Below are 16,834 nucleotides of genomic sequence, written 5' to 3' on the forward strand. Positions count from 1 at the left end.
ATCCAATGATTAATGCTCAACAGCGATATAAGGCGGTTTAATATCAGGATATGGACCTGACCTTGCTCCGAGCGTTTGTCACGGTCGCGCGCGAGGGCAACCTCACGCGCGCGGCCACCCGTCTGCATCTCACGCAGCCGGCCGTGAGCCTGCAGATCAAGCATTTGCAGGAGGCGCTGGGCATCGCGCTCTTCACTCGCACCTCGCACGGGCTCGCGCTCACGCGCGACGGCCAGGCGCTGCTGCCGCACGCCGAACGCGCGCTCGCCGCCGCCGGCGACGTGCAGCGCGCCGCTGCTGCGCTGCGGCACGAAGTCCGCGGGCGCTTGCGCATCGGCACCATTCTCGATCCGGCGTTCCTGCGCCTCGGCGGCTTTCTGCGCCAGCTCGTCGAAACCTGGCCGCAGATCGAAACGGCGCTGCGCCACGGTATGTCGGGCTGGGTGCTCGACCAGGTGCGCTCGCGCGAACTCGACGTGGGCTACTACATCGGCCAGCCCGTGCCCGACCCCGACACCTTCCACGCCATCACGCTCACGCGCTTCCAGTACCGCGTGCTCGCGCCGGCAGGCTGGAAAGACCGCGTGAAGGATGCGCGCGACTGGCGCGCACTCGCCGCGCTGCCGTGGATCTGGACTCCGCCCGCCTCCGCGCACAATCGCCTGCTCACCACGCTGTTCGAGGCCGCGGACGCCAAACCGGTGAAGGTAGCCGAGGTGGACCAGGAACCGTCGATGCTCGACCTCGTCAAGTCGGGCGTGGGCCTCACGCTCGCACGGGATTCCACGGCCCTCGCCGAAGCCCACGCGCACGGGCTCACCATTGTCGAAGGCGTGACGGTGCCCACGGAACTCACCTTCATCACGCTCGCCGCGCGGCGCGACGAGCCCACCATCGCGGCGGCACTGAAGTCGATCGAAACGCAGTGGGCGATATGAGCCGCGCTCATGAAGACGCGCGCGCCCCGTTCAGTCTGACGTAAGCGCAGGCCTGGTCGCGTAACAGCGCTGTCGCCCAAGTTTTGATAGATTGGGAATCCGCTCCGCGTTTTCGGCACGCCCACGGGTGTGTTCACCCTGCGCGGCGCGTTTCCCCGCTTCTCCCATCGTTCCCCTTGTTCTCTTCGTTCGACAGGAGCCTTGCATGGCCCGCAACATCGAAATCAAAGCCCGCGCCCGTCAATTCGACGCCTTGCGCGACCGCGCTTCCCAGCTCGCCACCGAAGCGCCGCTGATCTTTCGCCAGCAGGACTTCTTCTATGACGTACCGCGCGGCCGCCTGAAGCTGCGTCAGTTCGACGACGGCACGCCGCCCGAGTTGATCTTCTATCAGCGCGACGACCGCGACGGCCCGAAGGCCTCGTACTATACGCGCAGCCCCGTCACCAATGCCGAGGCCATGCACTCCCTGCTCGCCACGGCGCTCACCACGCGCGGCATCGTCTCGAAGGAGCGCCACGTGTATTTGGCGGGCCGCACGCGCATCCATCTGGACCGCGTGGATGGTCTGGGCGACTTCGTCGAACTGGAGGTGGTGCTCGGCCCCGAGGACGACGAGCAAGGCGGCGAAGCCGAAGCGCACGCGGTGTTCGCGAAGCTCGGCGTGGACGAAAGCGATCTCGTCGCGGTGGCTTACGTGGATCTGCTCAATACGGCCAACGCGGCCTGACATCTGCAATTGGCATAGCGGGCCCTTGCGGCCTGCTACGCCTTCCCTCCCACGCCACTCATGCCGCCGGCGCGCCCGGCTCCAGATGCCCGAGCGGCAGCGGCCCGTTGCGCTTGAACGTGGTGAGCACGATGTTCGAGCGCACGCTGTCCACGCCGGGCACGCGCATGAGCTTCTTCATGACGAAGGTCGAGAGCGCGTTCAGATCGGGCGCGACGATGCGCAGCAAATAATCGGCGTCCCCCACCACGGCATGGCATTCGAGCACTTCGGGCAGCACGTCGATCTGCTGCTGGAACTGCTCGATGATCGAATCTCCATGATGCTTGAGCTTGAGGCTCGTGAACGCGGTCACGCCCAGCCCGAGCTTTTCGGGCCGCAGCACCACGCGATAGCCGTCGATCACCCCTGACGCCTCGAGGCGCTGCAGCCGCCTGCCGATCTGCGAGGGCGAGAGCGGCACCTGCTCGCCAAGCTGCTGATGCGTGGCGCGGCCAAAGCGCTGCAGCACGTCGAGCAGCGCCAGATCGAAATGGTCGAGTTCAAGCATGAATGGAGTCCGCATTAATTGACTGTATTGCGCTCGATTATTGCATACACCAGCCGTAACCTATGGAGTACGCGCACATCCCGCGCGCCATCCGCTCTAGACTTGCATGACCGCAAGCCTTTTTAGTGGAGCGTTACGAACATGGTCGCCGCCACCGCGAAACTGCAGGAGCAGTTCGACGCGGGTCTCAACACCCGCCCCGATTTCACGATCGACCAGCCGAGCGAGCGCTACGGCGCGGCCGATCACGCCGTCTGGGACCAGCTCTACCGGCGCCAGCGCGCCCTGCTCGAAGGCCGCGCCTGCGACGCCTTCATGGAAGGCGCGTTGCGCATCGGCCTGAACGTTGCCCACGTTCCGTCCTTCGCGCAGGTGAGCGAGCGCCTGATGGCTGCAACCGGATGGCGCATCGTGGCCGTGCCGGGTCTCGTGCCCGAGCGCATCTTCTTCGAGCATCTGGCGAACCGGCGCTTTCCGGTCACCTGGTGGATGCGCCGTCCCGACCAGCTCGACTATCTGGAGGAACCCGACTGTTTCCACGACCTGTTCGGCCATGTCCCTCTGCTCACCGACCCCACTTTCGCCGATGCGATTCACGCCTATGGCCGCGCTGCGCTCGCCGTCGAGGAGCGCGCGTTGCCGTTGCTCGCGCGGCTCTACTGGTACACGGTGGAGTTCGGCTTGATGCGCGATCCGAGTGCACCCTACGGCGTGAAGATCTACGGCGCCGGCATCGTCTCGAGCAAGGGCGAGACGCTATACAGCGTGGAGAGCGCGGCGCCCAACCGGCTCGCGTTCGACCTCGACCGCGTGCTGCGCACGCGCTATCGCATCGACACGTTCCAGAAGACCTACTTCGTAATCGACTCGTTCGCGCAGCTTTTCGACGCGCTGGGCGCGGGCATTGCTTCGCGTCTGGCTGATCCGGCGGCGCTCATCGCGGTGCAGCCGCACGCGGCCGGCGACGTGCTGCAAAGCGACACGATCATCACGCGCGGCACGCGCGAGGGCTGGCTCGACGACGGCGACGTCTGAACGACATGCGGGCTTTGCGCCGCAGCACGCGCGCGTTCCTTGATGCGAGCGCTCGCACGCGTGCCCCATACGTGAAAAAATGGCTGATCGGCTCACGGCGCACGCCGGGCCTCAAGCTCAATACAGGTGCAATGATGATCAACCGACTCACATCCGAAGAGCGCGCATCCGAACTCGCCGACCTGCGCGGCTGGCAGGCCGTCGCCGGCCGCGATGCGATCCAGCGCCATTTCCGCTTCGCCGACTTCAACGAAGCGTTCGGCTTCATGACGCGCGTCGCCATCAAGGCGCAGGAGATGAACCACCACCCCGAGTGGTTCAACGTCTACAACCGTGTGGAGATCACGCTTTCCACCCACGAAGCCGACGGCCTCACCTCGCGCGACATCGAACTCGCGCGCTTCATCGACTCGATCGCGCCGGGGCCGCTCAGCGCATAAGCAGCGGTACTAATCATGGGTACGCTGTGCGCACGCCGAGTGCACACAGCGAGCACACAGCGAGCACACAGCGAGCGCACAGCGAGCGCACAGCGCGCCGTGAAAGCATAATGCAGGGTGCGGGGCCTTCAAACCTTCAGCTTTGAAGGCTATTCTTGATGGATACGTAAGACTCCCAGGCAGCGCGGGCAATCGGGTCTAAACGTTCCGGTGATATGGTGTTCTGACGCTGTACAATCAGCAGCGCATAAGGCTTGGAGAGCGCACTTGCCTCCTGGCACAACGCGAGTTCATCGCCAATCGAAGGCGAGCGGTTGCGCCAGAAGTTGATCGCGGCTTCGAGTTCGGTGATTGAAATATCGGACATGTGGATCGTGATCGCGCAACCGTCGGGCTGTGCCTCGAGACCAGCAAGCGACGCTTCGCGAACTGCGTGCCTGAACGCTAAAACCCATTGTACTTGAGCGAATCCCATGCGACTCCTTCTGATCGAAGACGACCGCCCTATCGCACGCGGTATCCAGTCCAGCCTCGAACAAGCCGGCTTTACGGTCGACATGGTCCACGACGGCATCTTCGCCGAACAGGCCCTCACGCAGAATCGCCATGAGCTCGTGATCCTCGATCTGGGGCTGCCGGGCATCGACGGCATGACGCTGCTTTCGCGCTTTCGCCAGAGCAACCGGCATACGCCCGTGATCGTGCTCACTGCGCGCGACGAATTGAACGACCGCGTCCAGGGCCTGAATTCCGGCGCCGACGACTACATGCTCAAGCCGTTCGAACCGGCCGAGCTCGAAGCGCGCATTCGCGCCGTGATGCGCCGCAGCGGGCCGCACGGCGACGTGCCGCGCCCCGAAGTGTCGCTCGGCGGCGTGCGCCTGTCGGGCGTCGATCGCCGCATCTTCAACGACGACAAGCCGCTCGAACTCTCGCCGCGTGAGTTCGCGGTGCTCGAAATGCTGCTGCTGCGTCACGGCCGCGTGGTGAGCAAGGCGCAACTGCAGGACCACCTCACGCACTTCGGCGGCGACCTCGGCGACACCGCGATCGAAGTCTACGTGCACCGGGTGCGCAAGAAGCTGGAAAACTGCCGTGTCGAGATCGTCACGGTGCGCGGCTTCGGCTATCTGCTGCAGGAAATCCGCCAGGCGGCCTGATCCGCCTCGTTTTTCTGGGCAGCCAGCGGCGGCGGAGCAATCCGCCGCCGTTTGCGCTTGTAAGCGCCGGCTTCTGGCGTCTCACTGGCGCATCAGCCGCCACGCCCGCGGCCCGCGTACAATGGATCGGTCCCGTGCCGCGCACGCCGCCGCACCTACGATTCATCATTCGCCCCGAAGCCATCATGCCCTCACCTGCCGCAACGAGCCTGCGGCGCACGCTGCTACGGCGCCTCGCCGCCCCGCTTTCGCTGCTCGCGCTGATGAGCGGCCTGATCGCCTATTGGCTCGCCTGGCAGTACACGCAGCACGTGGTCGACCGCTCACTCGCGGACCTCGCCACGGCCATCTCCCGGCAGATCCAGATCGCCGGCGACGATGCTGCCAATATCGTCCCCCCGCTCGCCCAGGCGATGTTTTCCGACCCCATCGAGGACCTCGTCTATCGCATCAGCAACGGCGAAACGGAAATCGCGGGCGACCATGACCTGCCGCTGCAGGGCACCAACGTGCGCCGCATGCACTACGCGTACGTGTTCGAAACGATCTATCAGGGCGTAACCGTGCGTGTCGCCCAGGTGCGCGTGCCGCAGGCGCATGGCAATCCGATCGTCGTGGAAGTCGGTCAGCCGGTGCACCATCGCTTTCGCATCGCGGCCGAGTTTCTCGTCGCGATCATGATGCCGTTGCTGCTCCTGCTGCTCGCCGGCTGGGTCATCGTGTGGCGCGTGGTCAACCAGCAGCTCAACCCGCTCACCGCGCTCGCCGACTCGCTCAACCGCCAGACGCACACGTCCCTCGAACCGGTGGACGAGACCTACGTGCCCGTCGAGATCCGTCCGCTCACGGGCGCGCTGAACGCGCTGCTCGGACGCCTGAAGACCGCGCTCGACGCGCAGCGCAAGTTCATCGCCGACGCCGCCCATCAGCTGCGTACGCCGCTCACGGCGGTGAAGCTGCACGCCGAGCAGGCCGTGAACGCGCGCGAGCCGCAGAAGGTCACCGACGCGGTGCGCGAGCTGCGTGCGGCCGCCGACCGCGCGGTGCGTCTGTCCAATCAACTGCTTTCGCTCGCGCGTGCGGAGCCGGGTGAACAGGCTGCGCGCTTCGTCGATATCGACATGGCCGCGCTCGCCTTCGAAACAGGCGCCGAGTGGGTGCCGCGGGCGCTGGCGAGCCACGTCGACCTCGGCTTCCAGCGCCTCGACGATCCCGAAAACGACACGCCGTTGATGGTGCGCGGCAACCCCGTGCTGCTGCACGAGGTCATCGCGAATCTGCTCGACAACGCGCTCAAGTATTTGCCGCCCGTGCGTCTCGAAGGCGCCCGCATCACCGTCACCGTTTCGCAGTCCTCCGCGGACGGCGTGCCGATGGCCGAGATCGTCGTGGAAGACAACGGCGGCGGCGTGCCCGCTTCGCAGCAGGCGGATCTCTTCAAGCGCTTCTTCCGCGGCGACGGTCAGAGCGAAAGCGGTGTCGATAGCGGCGCGGGCTTGGGCCTCGCGATCGTGCACGACATCATGACGCTGCACCGGGGAAGTGTGCATTACGAAGATGCCCCCGAAGGCGGCGCGCGTTTCATCGTGCGTGTGCCGCTCGCGCATCGCGGCATCCCTGGCGGCAAGGACGCCAAAGACCGCAGTGACAGCAAGGAGGCCGCCGCCTTCGAGGCCGCCCACCTGCATACGGTCGAGGCCGGCGAGGCGCCGCGCGAGAAGAAACCGAGCCACCAGGCGAGCATCGATCTCTGACGCTGCAGGTGCCGGGAAAACGACAAGGGCCGCTCATGCGGCCCTTATGCTTGATACAGTGCGACGCGCGCTGCGCCGTTTATTTCTTCTTTTTGCTCTTGCCTTTCGACGCTTTCGCGCCCTTCCCGGACTTGTCGTCGTCGGGCGGCGCGAGCATCGTGCCGCGACATTTGCGGGCGCCGCATCGGCATTCGTATTCGCGTTTGAGCTTCTTCGTCTGCTTCGCGTCGATCACGAGGCCGTAGTCGTAGAAAAGCTCCTCGCCTTCAGCGATATCGCGCAGCGCGTGAATATAGACGTGTCCTTCGATTTCCTCGGCTTCGCAATTCGGCGCGCACGAATGATTGATCCAGCGCGCGCTGTTGCCCTTCACCTTGCCGTCGATCACGTCACCGTCGTCCAGCGCGAAATAGAACGTGTGATTCGGTTCGTCAGGATTATGCGGATGACGCCGCAGCGCTTCCTTCCAGGAGATGCGCTCGCCCTTGTATTCGATCAGTCGTTCGCCGGTCGCAATGGGGACCGCCGCAAACACGCCCTTGCCGTGCACGCCCGACTGGCGCACGACGATCCTGCGTTCACTCATTGAATGAATCCTTGTGAAGTACTGGGGGAGACTGTCCCGGTCATGACAGGCGGCGTGGAACCTGTCCCTCCGCGCGCCGCCCGCGGCTCTCTCATGAAGCCGTGCCTGGCGGTCTGCCTGGCCTTGCATCGGCCCTTGCATCCCGGCTCGTCGCGCTCCGTACGCAAACGCGGCGCCGATTGGGCGCCGCGCTCATGCGACGCCCGGCGCGCCACAGACGGCATCGTACACGCTCGCGCCTCTTTCGTTCAACCCATATGCGCCGTGAGAAACCGCCACGCGCAACGTGTCTCAGCGCTGGCCGAGCGTCGTCTCGCCAAACAGCTTCTTCAACTCGCGCGGTTGCGAGCGCCAGTATTGCGGCGGCGCGCTCACGCTCGCGCCGAGTTGCGCCGCGGCGTGCCATGGCCAGCGCGGATCGTAGAGCATCGCGCGCGCCATCGCGATCAAGTCGGCCTCGCCGTCTTCGATGATCTGATTGGCCTGCAAGGCGTCGGTGATGAGGCCCACCGCAATCGTCGTCATGCCCGTTTCGGCCTTCACCTTGCGCGCGAACGGCACCTGATAGCCGGGCTCGAGCGCGATCTTCTGCAGCGGCGACACGCCGCCCGACGACACGTCGATCCAGTCCGCGCCGCGCGCCTTGAGCGCCTGCGCGAGGACGACGGTGTCCTCGGGAGTCCAGCCGCCATCGACCCAATCCGTTGCCGAAACGCGCACGCCGATCGGGCGATCGGCAGGAAATTCGGCGCGCACCGCGTCGAACACTTCGAGCGGAAAGCGCATGCGGTTTTCGCGCGAGCCGCCGTATTCGTCGCTGCGCTGGTTCGCGATCGGCGAGAGAAATTGGTGCAGCAAATAGCCGTGCGCCGCGTGGATTTCGAGGGCGTCGATGCCAAGACGCGCAGCGCGGCGCGCCGTGGCCACGAACGCATCGCGCACGCGATTCAGACCCGCGACGTCGAGTGCGAGCGGCGGCGCCTCGCCTTCCTTGTGCGCGAGCGCCGAAGGCGCGTGCGGCAGCCACCCGCCGTCGGCGACCGGAATCAGCTGGCCGCCCTCCCAGGGCACATGACTCGACGCCTTGCGACCCGCGTGCGAGATCTGCATGGCGATGCGGATCGGCGAGTGGCGGCGGATAGCGGCGATCACGGGCTCGAGTGCGGCTTCGGTCACGTCGTCCCACAGGCCGAGACAGCCCGGCGTGATGCGGCCGTCCGGTTCGACGGCCGTCGCTTCGATGCAGAGCATCGCGGCGCCCGAAAGCGCCAGGTGGCCGAGATGGATCATGTGCCAGTCGTTGGCTTCGCCGCGCTCGGCGGAGTACTGGCACATCGGCGAAACGACGATGCGATTGGGGAGCGTCACGCCACGCAGTTCGAGCGGACTGAAGAGCTTGCTCATGGGAGGTCCACGGACGGTTGGCAGAAGCGTCCGAGAATAGCACGCGCTTTTTTCACGCGTTCGACAAGGAACACAACGCGTGCGCCCGCGCGAAGTGGATCAGGCTCGGTTCAGGCGCGCGTCAGGGTTGGCGCGCGGCCATCTGGGCGTCGACGGCATCGAGCCATTCGCCGAACATGCGGCTCGCCTGCGCTTCGAGGAGCGGCCCGTGGCGCGCCGTCTCGTCGCGCAGCGCGTTCACGTCCACGCCCGCGCCGGCGATTTCGGCGGCATGACCGATCAGCCAGGGCTCGAAGCGGTCGGCGCGCACTTCGGGGTGGCACTGCAGGCCGAGCACGTTATCGCTCCAGGCAAACGCCTGGTTCTCGCAGAGCGGCGTGGAAGCGAGCCGCGTGGCGCCCTGCGGCAGATCGAAGGTATCGCCATGCCAGTGCAGCATGGAGGTCGCCGCGCCGTCGAGGTGCTGCAGCGGCGAGGCGCGGCCGGCGTCGGTGAGCGTGAGCGGCGTCCAGCCGATCTCGGGCTGGGGTCCCGCATACACGCGCGCCCCGAGCACGCGCGCAATGAGTTGCGCGCCGAGGCAGATGCCGAGCGTAGGCAGACCCGCCGCGATGCGCTTTTCGATCATCGCGGCAAGGGGACCGAGGGTGGGATAGCGCGCATCGTCGCACGCGTTGATCGGCCCACCGAGCACGACCATGAGCGACGCCGACAAGGGATTGAGCGCGCCGACGCGGGCGAAGCCGACATCGACGTAGCGCACGGGGCGGCCGCGGTCGCCGAGCACGCGCTCGAAGCTGCCGAGGTCCTCGAAATAGACATGGCGCACAGCCAATACTTCGCGATTCATCGGCACATTCCCGGGTCGGCTGTGGACGGCATGCACGTCACCGCTTTTTCACGGCGCCTGCGAACGTTTGCGCCAACGGTCGTGACAAAAACTTGTGGCAAATACTTGCGAGAACTACGCAAATTGCCATGCACGCGTTTGATGCACGCAAAGTCCGCACGCCAACGACCGCGCGATGCTTTGCATTACCGTGCATTACATGCGTTGCGCGCGCCGCCCGCATGGGGGCGGCGGCGCAGCTTCGGCCTTAAACCGCGAAGATCTTCCAGTTTTTCTTCTGGGTCGTCACGTCGGCCTGTTCGTAGACCGAGCAATCGAGACGCAGATCCGTGTCAGCCATGTCGATATTCAGGAGCTGGCAGTGATGCGGCGTCTTCTTCGGGTTCTTGCTCGGCTCGAAATGCGAGCAGGTCAGGCACATGCGGTGCTGCGGGCTGGTTTCCTGCGATTCGAGCAGATAAACCGTCTTGAGCAGCGAGCGATACAGCGTGGACTGCTCGTCCGCCTTCAGCGTGCCGACCGCCTTCGACAGGAAGTCGGGCCACTGCGAGGCCTTTTTCGCCGCCGTGCGGCCGCGCGAGGTGAGACGCACCGCGAGCGCGCGGCCGTCGTCGAGCGCACGGCGCTTTTCGACGAGCCCCTTGGTTTCGAGCGTGCTCACCGCATCGCTGGTGGTCGCGGCCGTGAGGGCCGTTTCACGCGCGATCTCGCCGAGGCGCATCGGCCCCTTACGCTGCATCAGCAGCACGAGAATTTCGCCCTGGGTAGGCGTGAGGCCTGCCCCTTCGGCCCAGTCCCACGCCTGGCTCCGCATTGCCGTGCTAAGTCGCAGCAGGCTATGGGTCACCCGCCCGGCTGCCTGCTCTCCGTATACGCCTTCGCTCATAGTCTTTCGCTGGTTATTGGCAGCTTGCGCTGCATCGTCAGCCGCCGCTTTGACCGACGGCCTGTGGGAACGCTGGCGCCCGGTTCCCCGAGCGCCGCACCATCTCAAAAAATCCTGCTTCGCATACGTCATCGTATGCGTTGCACTGTCATGTTTCTTGCCGCAGGCCCCGAAAACATCCTTCAAGTCCCGACGCCAGTGCAGCAAACCGACATTCTATGCGAGAGCGGCAAATCGCACAGCTAACTTATCCAACGTGAATTGTGGATAACCCGTTGATAAGCACGCTATTGCCTTGTGTACAGGTTCCTCGCTGCTCGCCGTCGTCGCCCCGCGACCCATGCAGGTTATCGCGGATTTCTGTCTCGAACGCAACTGGAATCTGCCCGATCGGGCCTAACCAATCATTACGTAGTCCATTGAGTTTGCAGGGAAAACGAAGGTTACCCACAAAGGCCTGGGCTATTTGTCCTTGAATATGGACCATGTCGGGACCCAGGTCAAAAAAATAAGAACCCCCAGGTACCTCGAAGGCGGCAAAAAAATTTTCGTCCAGCTCGAAAAAATTGGCGTGCGGAACCAACGCAACCCTTTTTTGGCCCGCTTTTCACACCCTGCCTGCCGGTTTTCCGGTCCCCCAAAGCACGAAGGGCAGCCCGAAAGCTGCCCTTGCATCCTGTTTTGCCGGCGCGGGGCGTGCTTCCGACACCTCCTGCCCCCCGCAAAAATCGGTCAGTGGTCCTGTCTGTCCGCCGGCTCCCTCTTTTCGATTCCCATCAGGCGCGCCAGCGCAGGCACTGCTGGCGCACCGCTTCATGCAGCGATTTTTCCTCGGCCACCACGCTGCGCAGCCACGTGGCGTCGTTGTTCTGCGCACGGGCGATCGTGCCGATTTCGGTGAGCGCGCGCGTCGAGCCGAGCACTTCGCCGTGCGGGGCGATCCGGTCCAGCGTTTCGAGGATGTCTTCGGAAATCGTGCGGCGCTCGCCCGTTTGCGGATTCACGCAGGTGCCGGCGAGGCCGAAGCGGCACGCCTGGAATCGGTTGAACGTGTACACGAGGTAGTCGTCCTCGAGCGGCGCGATCGGTCGATCAGTGAGCAGATGGCGCGCGAGCGTCTGGATGTAGCAGGCGATCGCGGCGGCGCGCTCCACCGAAAGCGGCGTATCCATCACGCGCACCTCGATCGTACCGAAACCGGGTTTCGGGCGGATGTCCCAGTAGAAGTCTTTCATGCTGTTGACAACGCCCGTGTGCACCATCTTCGAGAAGTACTCCTTGAACTCCTCCCAGCTCAGCACGAACGGCGCGCGGCCCGACAGCGGAAACGCGAACACGGAATTCAGTCGTGCCGAATGAAATCCGGTGTCCACCCCCTGGACATAGGGCGACGACGCCGAGAGCGCGATGAAATGCGGGATGAAGCGCGAAAGCGAGTGCAGCAGGAAGAGCGCGCTGTCCGCATCCGGGCAGCCGATATGCACGTGCTGGCCGAACACCGTGAACTGCTTCGCCAGGTAGCCGTACAGTTCGGACAGGTACTGAAAGCGCGGCGTATCGACGATGCGCCGGTCGCTCCATTGCTGGAACGCGTGGGTACCGCCGCCGCACAGGCCGACGTTGAGACGATCGGCCGCGGCGACAAGCGTGTCGCGAATCTTGCGCAGATCGGCCACAGCCTGCTCGTGATTCGTGCAGATGCCGGTGGAGAGTTCGATCATGCTTTCGGTGATTTCGGGCGTGATGTTGCCCGGAATCTCCTGATCTTTGACGAGGCGCATGAGGTCGCTCCCCGCCTTGGTCAGATCGTAGTCGTGCGTGTTGACGATCTGCATTTCGAGTTCGACGCCGAACGTAAACGGCTTCGAATCGACAAACGTTTCAAGTGACATGGCGTTTCCTGTCGGGGCGTCGCGCGCAAGCCGCCGGCCGCGCGCGCCGCGAGATTCATTTTTCGCCGCGTTCGCCGACGAGCGCGAGCGCGCGATAGACCACCCAGGGTCCGAAGAGCTGCAGCACGACGATCGAGCAAAGAATGATCGCGCGCAGGCGCGGATCGAACGTCGGATAGAGCTCGTAGGTGTCCTCGACGAGCAGCAGCGCGAGTGCCGACATCGGCGTCAACGCAAGGCCGAGCGCCACGCCCTGCTTCCAGTGCAGCCCGCTCGGCTTGGCGAACATCAGCACGCCGACGAGCTTGGCCGCGACACGGGCGACGATCAGCCCCGCTGCCGCCGCGCCGCCCACGAGAATGTCGTGCCACTCGAAGGCGGTGAGCGTGAGCACGAACAGAATCACCGTGAGCAGCCATCCGGCCGTGCCGAAATGCTGCGGCCACAGCTGCGGACGCGGCTCCAGATTCTTCACGATGATGCCCGCGGCAAGCAGGCTCAGGATCGTCGAGAGCTTGAGCAGGTGCGCAATGGCGATCGCCAGCAGCACGAGGCCGAAGAGCGCGACGAACGAGTGCTCGTCCTGCGGGCTCAGCCGGCGGTAAAACAGCGTGCAAGCGCGGGCGAGCACGAACGCGAGAATCAGTGAGCCGATCAGCAGATAAAGCGGCTGCAGGATCGTCGCGAACACGTTGCCGTACATCTCCTGATGCAGCCAGGTCGAGGCAAGCTTTTCCACGATCACCGCATACATGCTGTTGAGCGCCGTGAGCGTGAGCAGGCGCTGCGTGACCTGGCCTTCTGCGCGCAGCTCAGTCTTGAGCTGGATCACCATGGCAGGCGACGTCGCCATGGCGATCGCCGACACGACGAGCGCGATCATCGTCGGCACGGAAAGGAACAGCAGCACCGCGAGCACGAGCACGAAGGTGAGCGAGGACTCGGCAAGGCTCGACAGGATGAGCCAGGGATTGCGGCGGATCCAGCGCAGGTCGAGACGGCTGCCCAGTTCGAACAGCAGCAGGCCGAGCGCGACGTCGAGCAGCGGCCGCGCGGCCGTGCCGACATCGGCGTCGATCACGCCGAACCCGGCCGATCCGGCAATGAGCCCGATCACCCCATAGCCCGAGATCCGCGGCAAGCGCCACGCCCGATAACAAAGCTCGCCGCACAAACCGGCGGCGAGCAGCGCGAGCCCGGCCCAGAAAATTCCGTCGAGCTGCAACGGCCAGGCGGGAAAAAACGAAAACGCCGACTTCATCGTGGTGGCTTCTCCTTGGCAACGACATCTTGCGTGGGATCGAATCCGGCTGTCCGACGTTGGATCGACATACGACCGGCTAACAGGCAAGCCGCGTGCCGCACGAGGCGAACGACACCTCTACTCCCCGTCCGTTGTCGGCTTGCTCTGCGCCTGGCGCTGCGCCAATCGATGCAGCCGGCTGGCCCGACGATATGACGATTGGGCGAGCTGGCGCGAATACGCGCTTCCTGCGGCGAGTGCGGGCGAACCGTGCGGCAAAACGCTGCGACAAAGCAGCCGGCACATGGTGGTGCGGCGAACAGCCGGTACGGGCGCTTGCGTGTGGTGTGGCTGCGCCCGCGTTGGATGAACGAACGCTGCCGTCTACCCTGAGCACTCAGATTCAGGATGAGGGGCAACCGTTCCTTGGATGCGTCGACCGTCTGCTGCGGCATTTGACGCGGAAAGAACGGCGATTGTGCCATAGCTTTTTTGCAATTGCCCCACCGCATCGAAAGCATCGACAAAGACGGTAATAGCGTCCTCATTGTGCGCTTTTGGCGACGTATGCGGAAAAAATGACCGCATCGGGGCGGGCGGCTTTCGTCTGGTTTTTCAAGCCCGGCTGGATCGTCTTTGCCGACAGCGATGGCGCTAGCTTGGGGTCTACTGTTTACCGTATGTATACGTAGTAGAAGTTAACAAGGGCCTGGATTTCCTGTGGATAACCGGGGTTTACTGAAAGGAATCCGGGAGTTGGCGTTCGCACAACCGCGCGCAAAGCATGTGCGGTCCATGCGCACTTCGAAGAGTAACTTTTGGGCCTGGAACGGGGCGTGCTGAGTTACCCCGTTTACGTCCACACCGCTTCCACACTCGATTCGCTGGCAACTCGCGCGGTTATCCACAGATTGGCGTGGATAACCTGGGCGGCGCTTTCCCGTGTGGGGCGATCAAAGACTGCGCTGGCGCAAGGCGCGCTGGAGGAAGCGCGCCGGATCCAGCTGGTCCGCGAGTTCCCGCTCCAGCGGCCACGGCTCGCCTTCCAGCTGGGACGCGATCAGCTCCGCCCCCAGTCCCGCCCACACGAGCCCGCGCGAGCCAAACGCATACGCGCCGTAGAGGCCGCTTGCGCGCGGCAGGTCGAGGGGCCATGCGCCGGCCAGACGCTGGGCGTCGCGGCGGGCGGCGTCTTCGTCGGCGAGCGCGCCGAGCATCGGCATGCGGTCGCTGGTGACGCAGCGGAACGCCACGCGGCCCGCGAAATCGCACTCGCCCTCGCGCTGGGCGGCGGCAAGCTCCGGGAGCATGTGCGCGACACGTTCGATGTTCTCGGTATGGCCGGCGGCGCGCAGCGCGTCGTCGGCGTCGTCGACTTCGTAGGTGGCGCCCGCGAGCGTAACGCCGCCGTCGAGCGGCACCGCATAGCCCTCGCCGATCACGGGTACGCGCAGGTTCGCGAGCGGGCTGGGATCGACGAGCGTGAGCTGGCCGCGCACGATGCGGGTGGGCGCATGCGCGAGCGCGGCGGCGCGCGAGGTGTCCTGGGCGTTGGCGAAGATCACCGCGGCTGCCTGGGCGACGAGCCGTCCGGCATCGTCGAACACCTGCCATTCACCGGATTCCTGTTCGCCGGCGCGGGCAATGTGACCGATACGCACACCGAAACGTGTCTCGACCTGCGCGCCGGGCAGCGCGGCGGCGAAGGCGCATTGGGCGCGGCAGAGCGTTGCCGGGTCGATTGCGCCGCCCTGCGGATAGAACCACCCGCCCTGATTGAGCGCGATGCCGGCCAGCGCCTGGGCTTGCTCGCGCGTGACGGCGCGCACGAATTCTTCGGGATAGCCGAACGATTCCAGCGCGGCGGCGACGGCGCGCGATTCGTCGTCAGTGGCGAGATGGAGCAAGCCGGCGTGCGAGCGCCTGGGCGCGTGGCCGGCGGCTTCGAGCGCGGCCCAGCGTTGCAGCGCGTAGAGAAACCCCGCGCGCGTGATGCGCGACGCGCTGCTGTCGTCACGCGAAATCAGCGGATGAAACACGCCGGCTGGATTGCCCGATGCCTCGAGCGCGGGCGCGGCGTTGCGTTCGACGAGCGTCACACGCCAGCCGCGCACGGCCAGCCGCTCGACGAGCGCGCAGCCGGCGAGTCCCGCTCCCACGACGACGGCGTGCCGCTCGCGCAGCGCAAGCGGCAGCGGCGGCTCGTAGCGGCGCACGCGCCAGCGCGGCGCGAAGCGTCCGACCAGCATCGCCCACTTGCCGTTGAAGCCTTCCACCTTGCGGTATTCGAAGCCGTTTTGCTCCAGCGCGCGCTTGACGTCGCCCGAACTGCTCCAGGTCGCGAAGGTGGCGTCCTCGCCGGCGATGCGCGCGAGCGCCTTGAAAATGGCCGGCGACCAGAGTTCGGGATTCTTCGCCGGAGCGAAGCCGTCGAGGTAGATCGCATCGGCGCGCATCCACATTTTGGGAAATACCTCGAGTGCATCGCCGAAAGCGAGCGTGAGCGTGACGCGTCCGCCCTCGAATTCGAGGCGATGGGTGCCCGGCACGAGCATCGGCCAGGTGTTCACGAGTTCGTGCGCGAGCGGCGCTTCGCGTGCGTGTGCAACGACTGCGTCGAGCGCACTTTTCAGGTCGTTGCGCGCGAACGGATGCTTTTCCACCGAAACGAAATGCAGGCGTTCGCAGCGCGCCGGGTCGTCGCGCCATGCCGACCACGTGGCGAGAAAGTTCACGCCCATGCCGAAGCCGGTTTCGACCACGGTGAAGATCCGCCTGTCTTGCCAGCGCTGCGGCAGCGCGTTGCCTTTCAGAAAGACGGCTTGAGCCTGTGCGAATGCGCCCGCAGTGCTGTGATAAACGTCGCCATAGATGGGCGAAAACGGCGTGCCGTCTTCCCGGAAGGCGAGCGTGGCGGGTGTCAGGGTGGCGGTCATGAGGAACGCGAAGCCAGAGGTGAGGAGAAAACGGACAAGCAGCGCGGCTGGAAAAAGCGTGTGACGAAGGCGGATCGCGTTGCCGCAAACGCTTGCCGGGCCGGCGTTTGCGCGCATGCTGCGTTGGCGCGGCGCAACGCGTGCGGCGGGAAAAACGTCGCAGGCGGGGGGAATTGCGGTGGTGGACACCCCAAAAAGGTCTACAAGCTCCAAAAAACCCGCATTTCCCGCGCGAAATCTTCGAAACCCTTGTCGTTATTGGGTTTGCGCTGCGCTATCATAGCAAGCGCCGCCCAGGGAAGCGGCAGCACGGACGTTGCGGCATCAGACACACGCTAGTCGCCGCAACGCGAAAACGCCGGGGTGCTCCGGGTCCGTCGCTGCTCGACGGCGCGGCACGCGTCCGTATAATCGGCGCGTTCGCGCTGTT

Annotated in this window: 15 protein-coding genes; 6 read left to right on the forward strand and 9 right to left on the reverse strand. The window is 65.2% G+C overall.

Annotated elements, in window-relative coordinates; all coding sequences use genetic code 11:
* Positions 1-50 precede the first annotated feature (50 nt).
* Together BFD71_RS13555 and BFD71_RS13560 are read left to right on the forward strand one after the other, a co-directional pair.
* Complete coding sequence (locus BFD71_RS13555) at positions 51-938, forward strand: LysR family transcriptional regulator (protein ID WP_069264479.1); 888 nt, start codon at positions 51-53, stop codon at positions 936-938.
* 205 nt (positions 939-1,143) lie between these two features.
* Positions 1,144-1,668 (forward strand): class IV adenylate cyclase, encoded by a 525-nt coding sequence (locus tag BFD71_RS13560; RefSeq protein WP_069264482.1) that lies wholly within the window; start codon positions 1,144-1,146, stop codon positions 1,666-1,668.
* Positions 1,669-1,726: 58 nt separating this feature from the next.
* On the opposite strand, the gene BFD71_RS13565 is transcribed toward BFD71_RS13560, so the two are convergent.
* Entirely contained in the window at positions 1,727-2,218 is a 492-nt protein-coding gene (locus tag BFD71_RS13565) for an Lrp/AsnC family transcriptional regulator (RefSeq protein WP_028203286.1), read from the reverse strand.
* Between the two features lie 141 nt (positions 2,219-2,359).
* On the opposite strand from BFD71_RS13565, the gene phhA reads away from it, so the two are divergent.
* Together phhA and BFD71_RS13575 are read left to right on the forward strand one after the other, a co-directional pair.
* Entirely contained in the window at positions 2,360-3,253 is an 894-nt protein-coding gene (phhA, locus tag BFD71_RS13570) for a phenylalanine 4-monooxygenase (protein WP_069264484.1), read from the forward strand.
* An 86-nt stretch (positions 3,254-3,339) separates the two neighbouring features.
* A complete protein-coding gene (locus BFD71_RS13575) occupies positions 3,340-3,693 on the forward strand; it encodes a 4a-hydroxytetrahydrobiopterin dehydratase (protein ID WP_256094713.1) in 354 nt (117 codons plus the stop codon).
* A 136-nt stretch (positions 3,694-3,829) separates the two neighbouring features.
* Here the strand turns inward: BFD71_RS13575 and BFD71_RS13580 are convergent, their stop codons facing one another.
* Positions 3,830-4,060: a DUF3717 domain-containing protein gene (locus tag BFD71_RS13580; protein WP_069264749.1), complete on the reverse strand. Its 231-nt coding sequence runs from the start codon at positions 4,058-4,060 to the stop codon at positions 3,830-3,832.
* A 106-nt stretch (positions 4,061-4,166) separates the two neighbouring features.
* Between BFD71_RS13580 and BFD71_RS13585 the strand changes: the two genes are divergently transcribed.
* A complete protein-coding gene (locus BFD71_RS13585) occupies positions 4,167-4,853 on the forward strand; it encodes a response regulator transcription factor (RefSeq protein ID WP_027815974.1) in 687 nt (228 codons plus the stop codon).
* Positions 4,854-5,038: 185 nt separating this feature from the next.
* On the forward strand, positions 5,039-6,607 hold the full coding sequence (locus BFD71_RS13590; RefSeq protein WP_069264752.1) for a sensor histidine kinase: 1,569 nt from the start codon (positions 5,039-5,041) through the stop codon (positions 6,605-6,607).
* A gap of 79 nt (positions 6,608-6,686) precedes the next feature.
* Here the strand turns inward: BFD71_RS13590 and BFD71_RS13595 are convergent, their stop codons facing one another.
* The 7 genes from BFD71_RS13595 to mnmC all read right to left on the reverse strand — a co-directional run bounded on the left by BFD71_RS13595 (position 6,687) and on the right by mnmC (position 16,404).
* Positions 6,687-7,193 carry an SET domain-containing protein gene (locus BFD71_RS13595; RefSeq protein WP_069264486.1) on the reverse strand — a complete coding sequence of 169 codons (507 nt, stop codon included), beginning with the start codon at positions 7,191-7,193 and terminating at the stop codon, positions 6,687-6,689.
* 291 nt (positions 7,194-7,484) lie between these two features.
* Positions 7,485-8,597: an NADH:flavin oxidoreductase/NADH oxidase gene (locus BFD71_RS13600; RefSeq protein WP_069264488.1), complete on the reverse strand. Its 1,113-nt coding sequence runs from the start codon at positions 8,595-8,597 to the stop codon at positions 7,485-7,487.
* A gap of 121 nt (positions 8,598-8,718) precedes the next feature.
* Positions 8,719-9,447: a glutamine amidotransferase gene (locus BFD71_RS13605; RefSeq protein ID WP_069264490.1), complete on the reverse strand. Its 729-nt coding sequence runs from the start codon at positions 9,445-9,447 to the stop codon at positions 8,719-8,721.
* A gap of 247 nt (positions 9,448-9,694) precedes the next feature.
* Entirely contained in the window at positions 9,695-10,333 is a 639-nt protein-coding gene (locus BFD71_RS13610) for a MarR family winged helix-turn-helix transcriptional regulator (protein WP_069264492.1), read from the reverse strand.
* A gap of 776 nt (positions 10,334-11,109) precedes the next feature.
* The gene (locus tag BFD71_RS13615) at positions 11,110-12,225 is read right to left on the reverse strand and encodes a YbdK family carboxylate-amine ligase (RefSeq protein ID WP_069264494.1); all 1,116 of its coding nucleotides are present in this window, start codon (positions 12,223-12,225) and stop codon (positions 11,110-11,112) included.
* Positions 12,226-12,280: 55 nt separating this feature from the next.
* Positions 12,281-13,486: a cation:proton antiporter gene (locus tag BFD71_RS13620; RefSeq protein WP_069264496.1), complete on the reverse strand. Its 1,206-nt coding sequence runs from the start codon at positions 13,484-13,486 to the stop codon at positions 12,281-12,283.
* A 935-nt stretch (positions 13,487-14,421) separates the two neighbouring features.
* Positions 14,422-16,404, reverse strand: a complete 1,983-nt coding sequence (gene mnmC / locus BFD71_RS13625) for a bifunctional tRNA (5-methylaminomethyl-2-thiouridine)(34)-methyltransferase MnmD/FAD-dependent 5-carboxymethylaminomethyl-2-thiouridine(34) oxidoreductase MnmC (RefSeq protein ID WP_069264753.1) — start codon at positions 16,402-16,404, stop codon at positions 14,422-14,424.
* Positions 16,405-16,834: the final 430 nt, after the last annotated feature.

Origin of the sequence: Paraburkholderia nodosa (genome assembly GCF_001718195.1) — a bacterium.
GTDB lineage: Bacteria > Pseudomonadota > Gammaproteobacteria > Burkholderiales > Burkholderiaceae > Paraburkholderia > Paraburkholderia nodosa_A.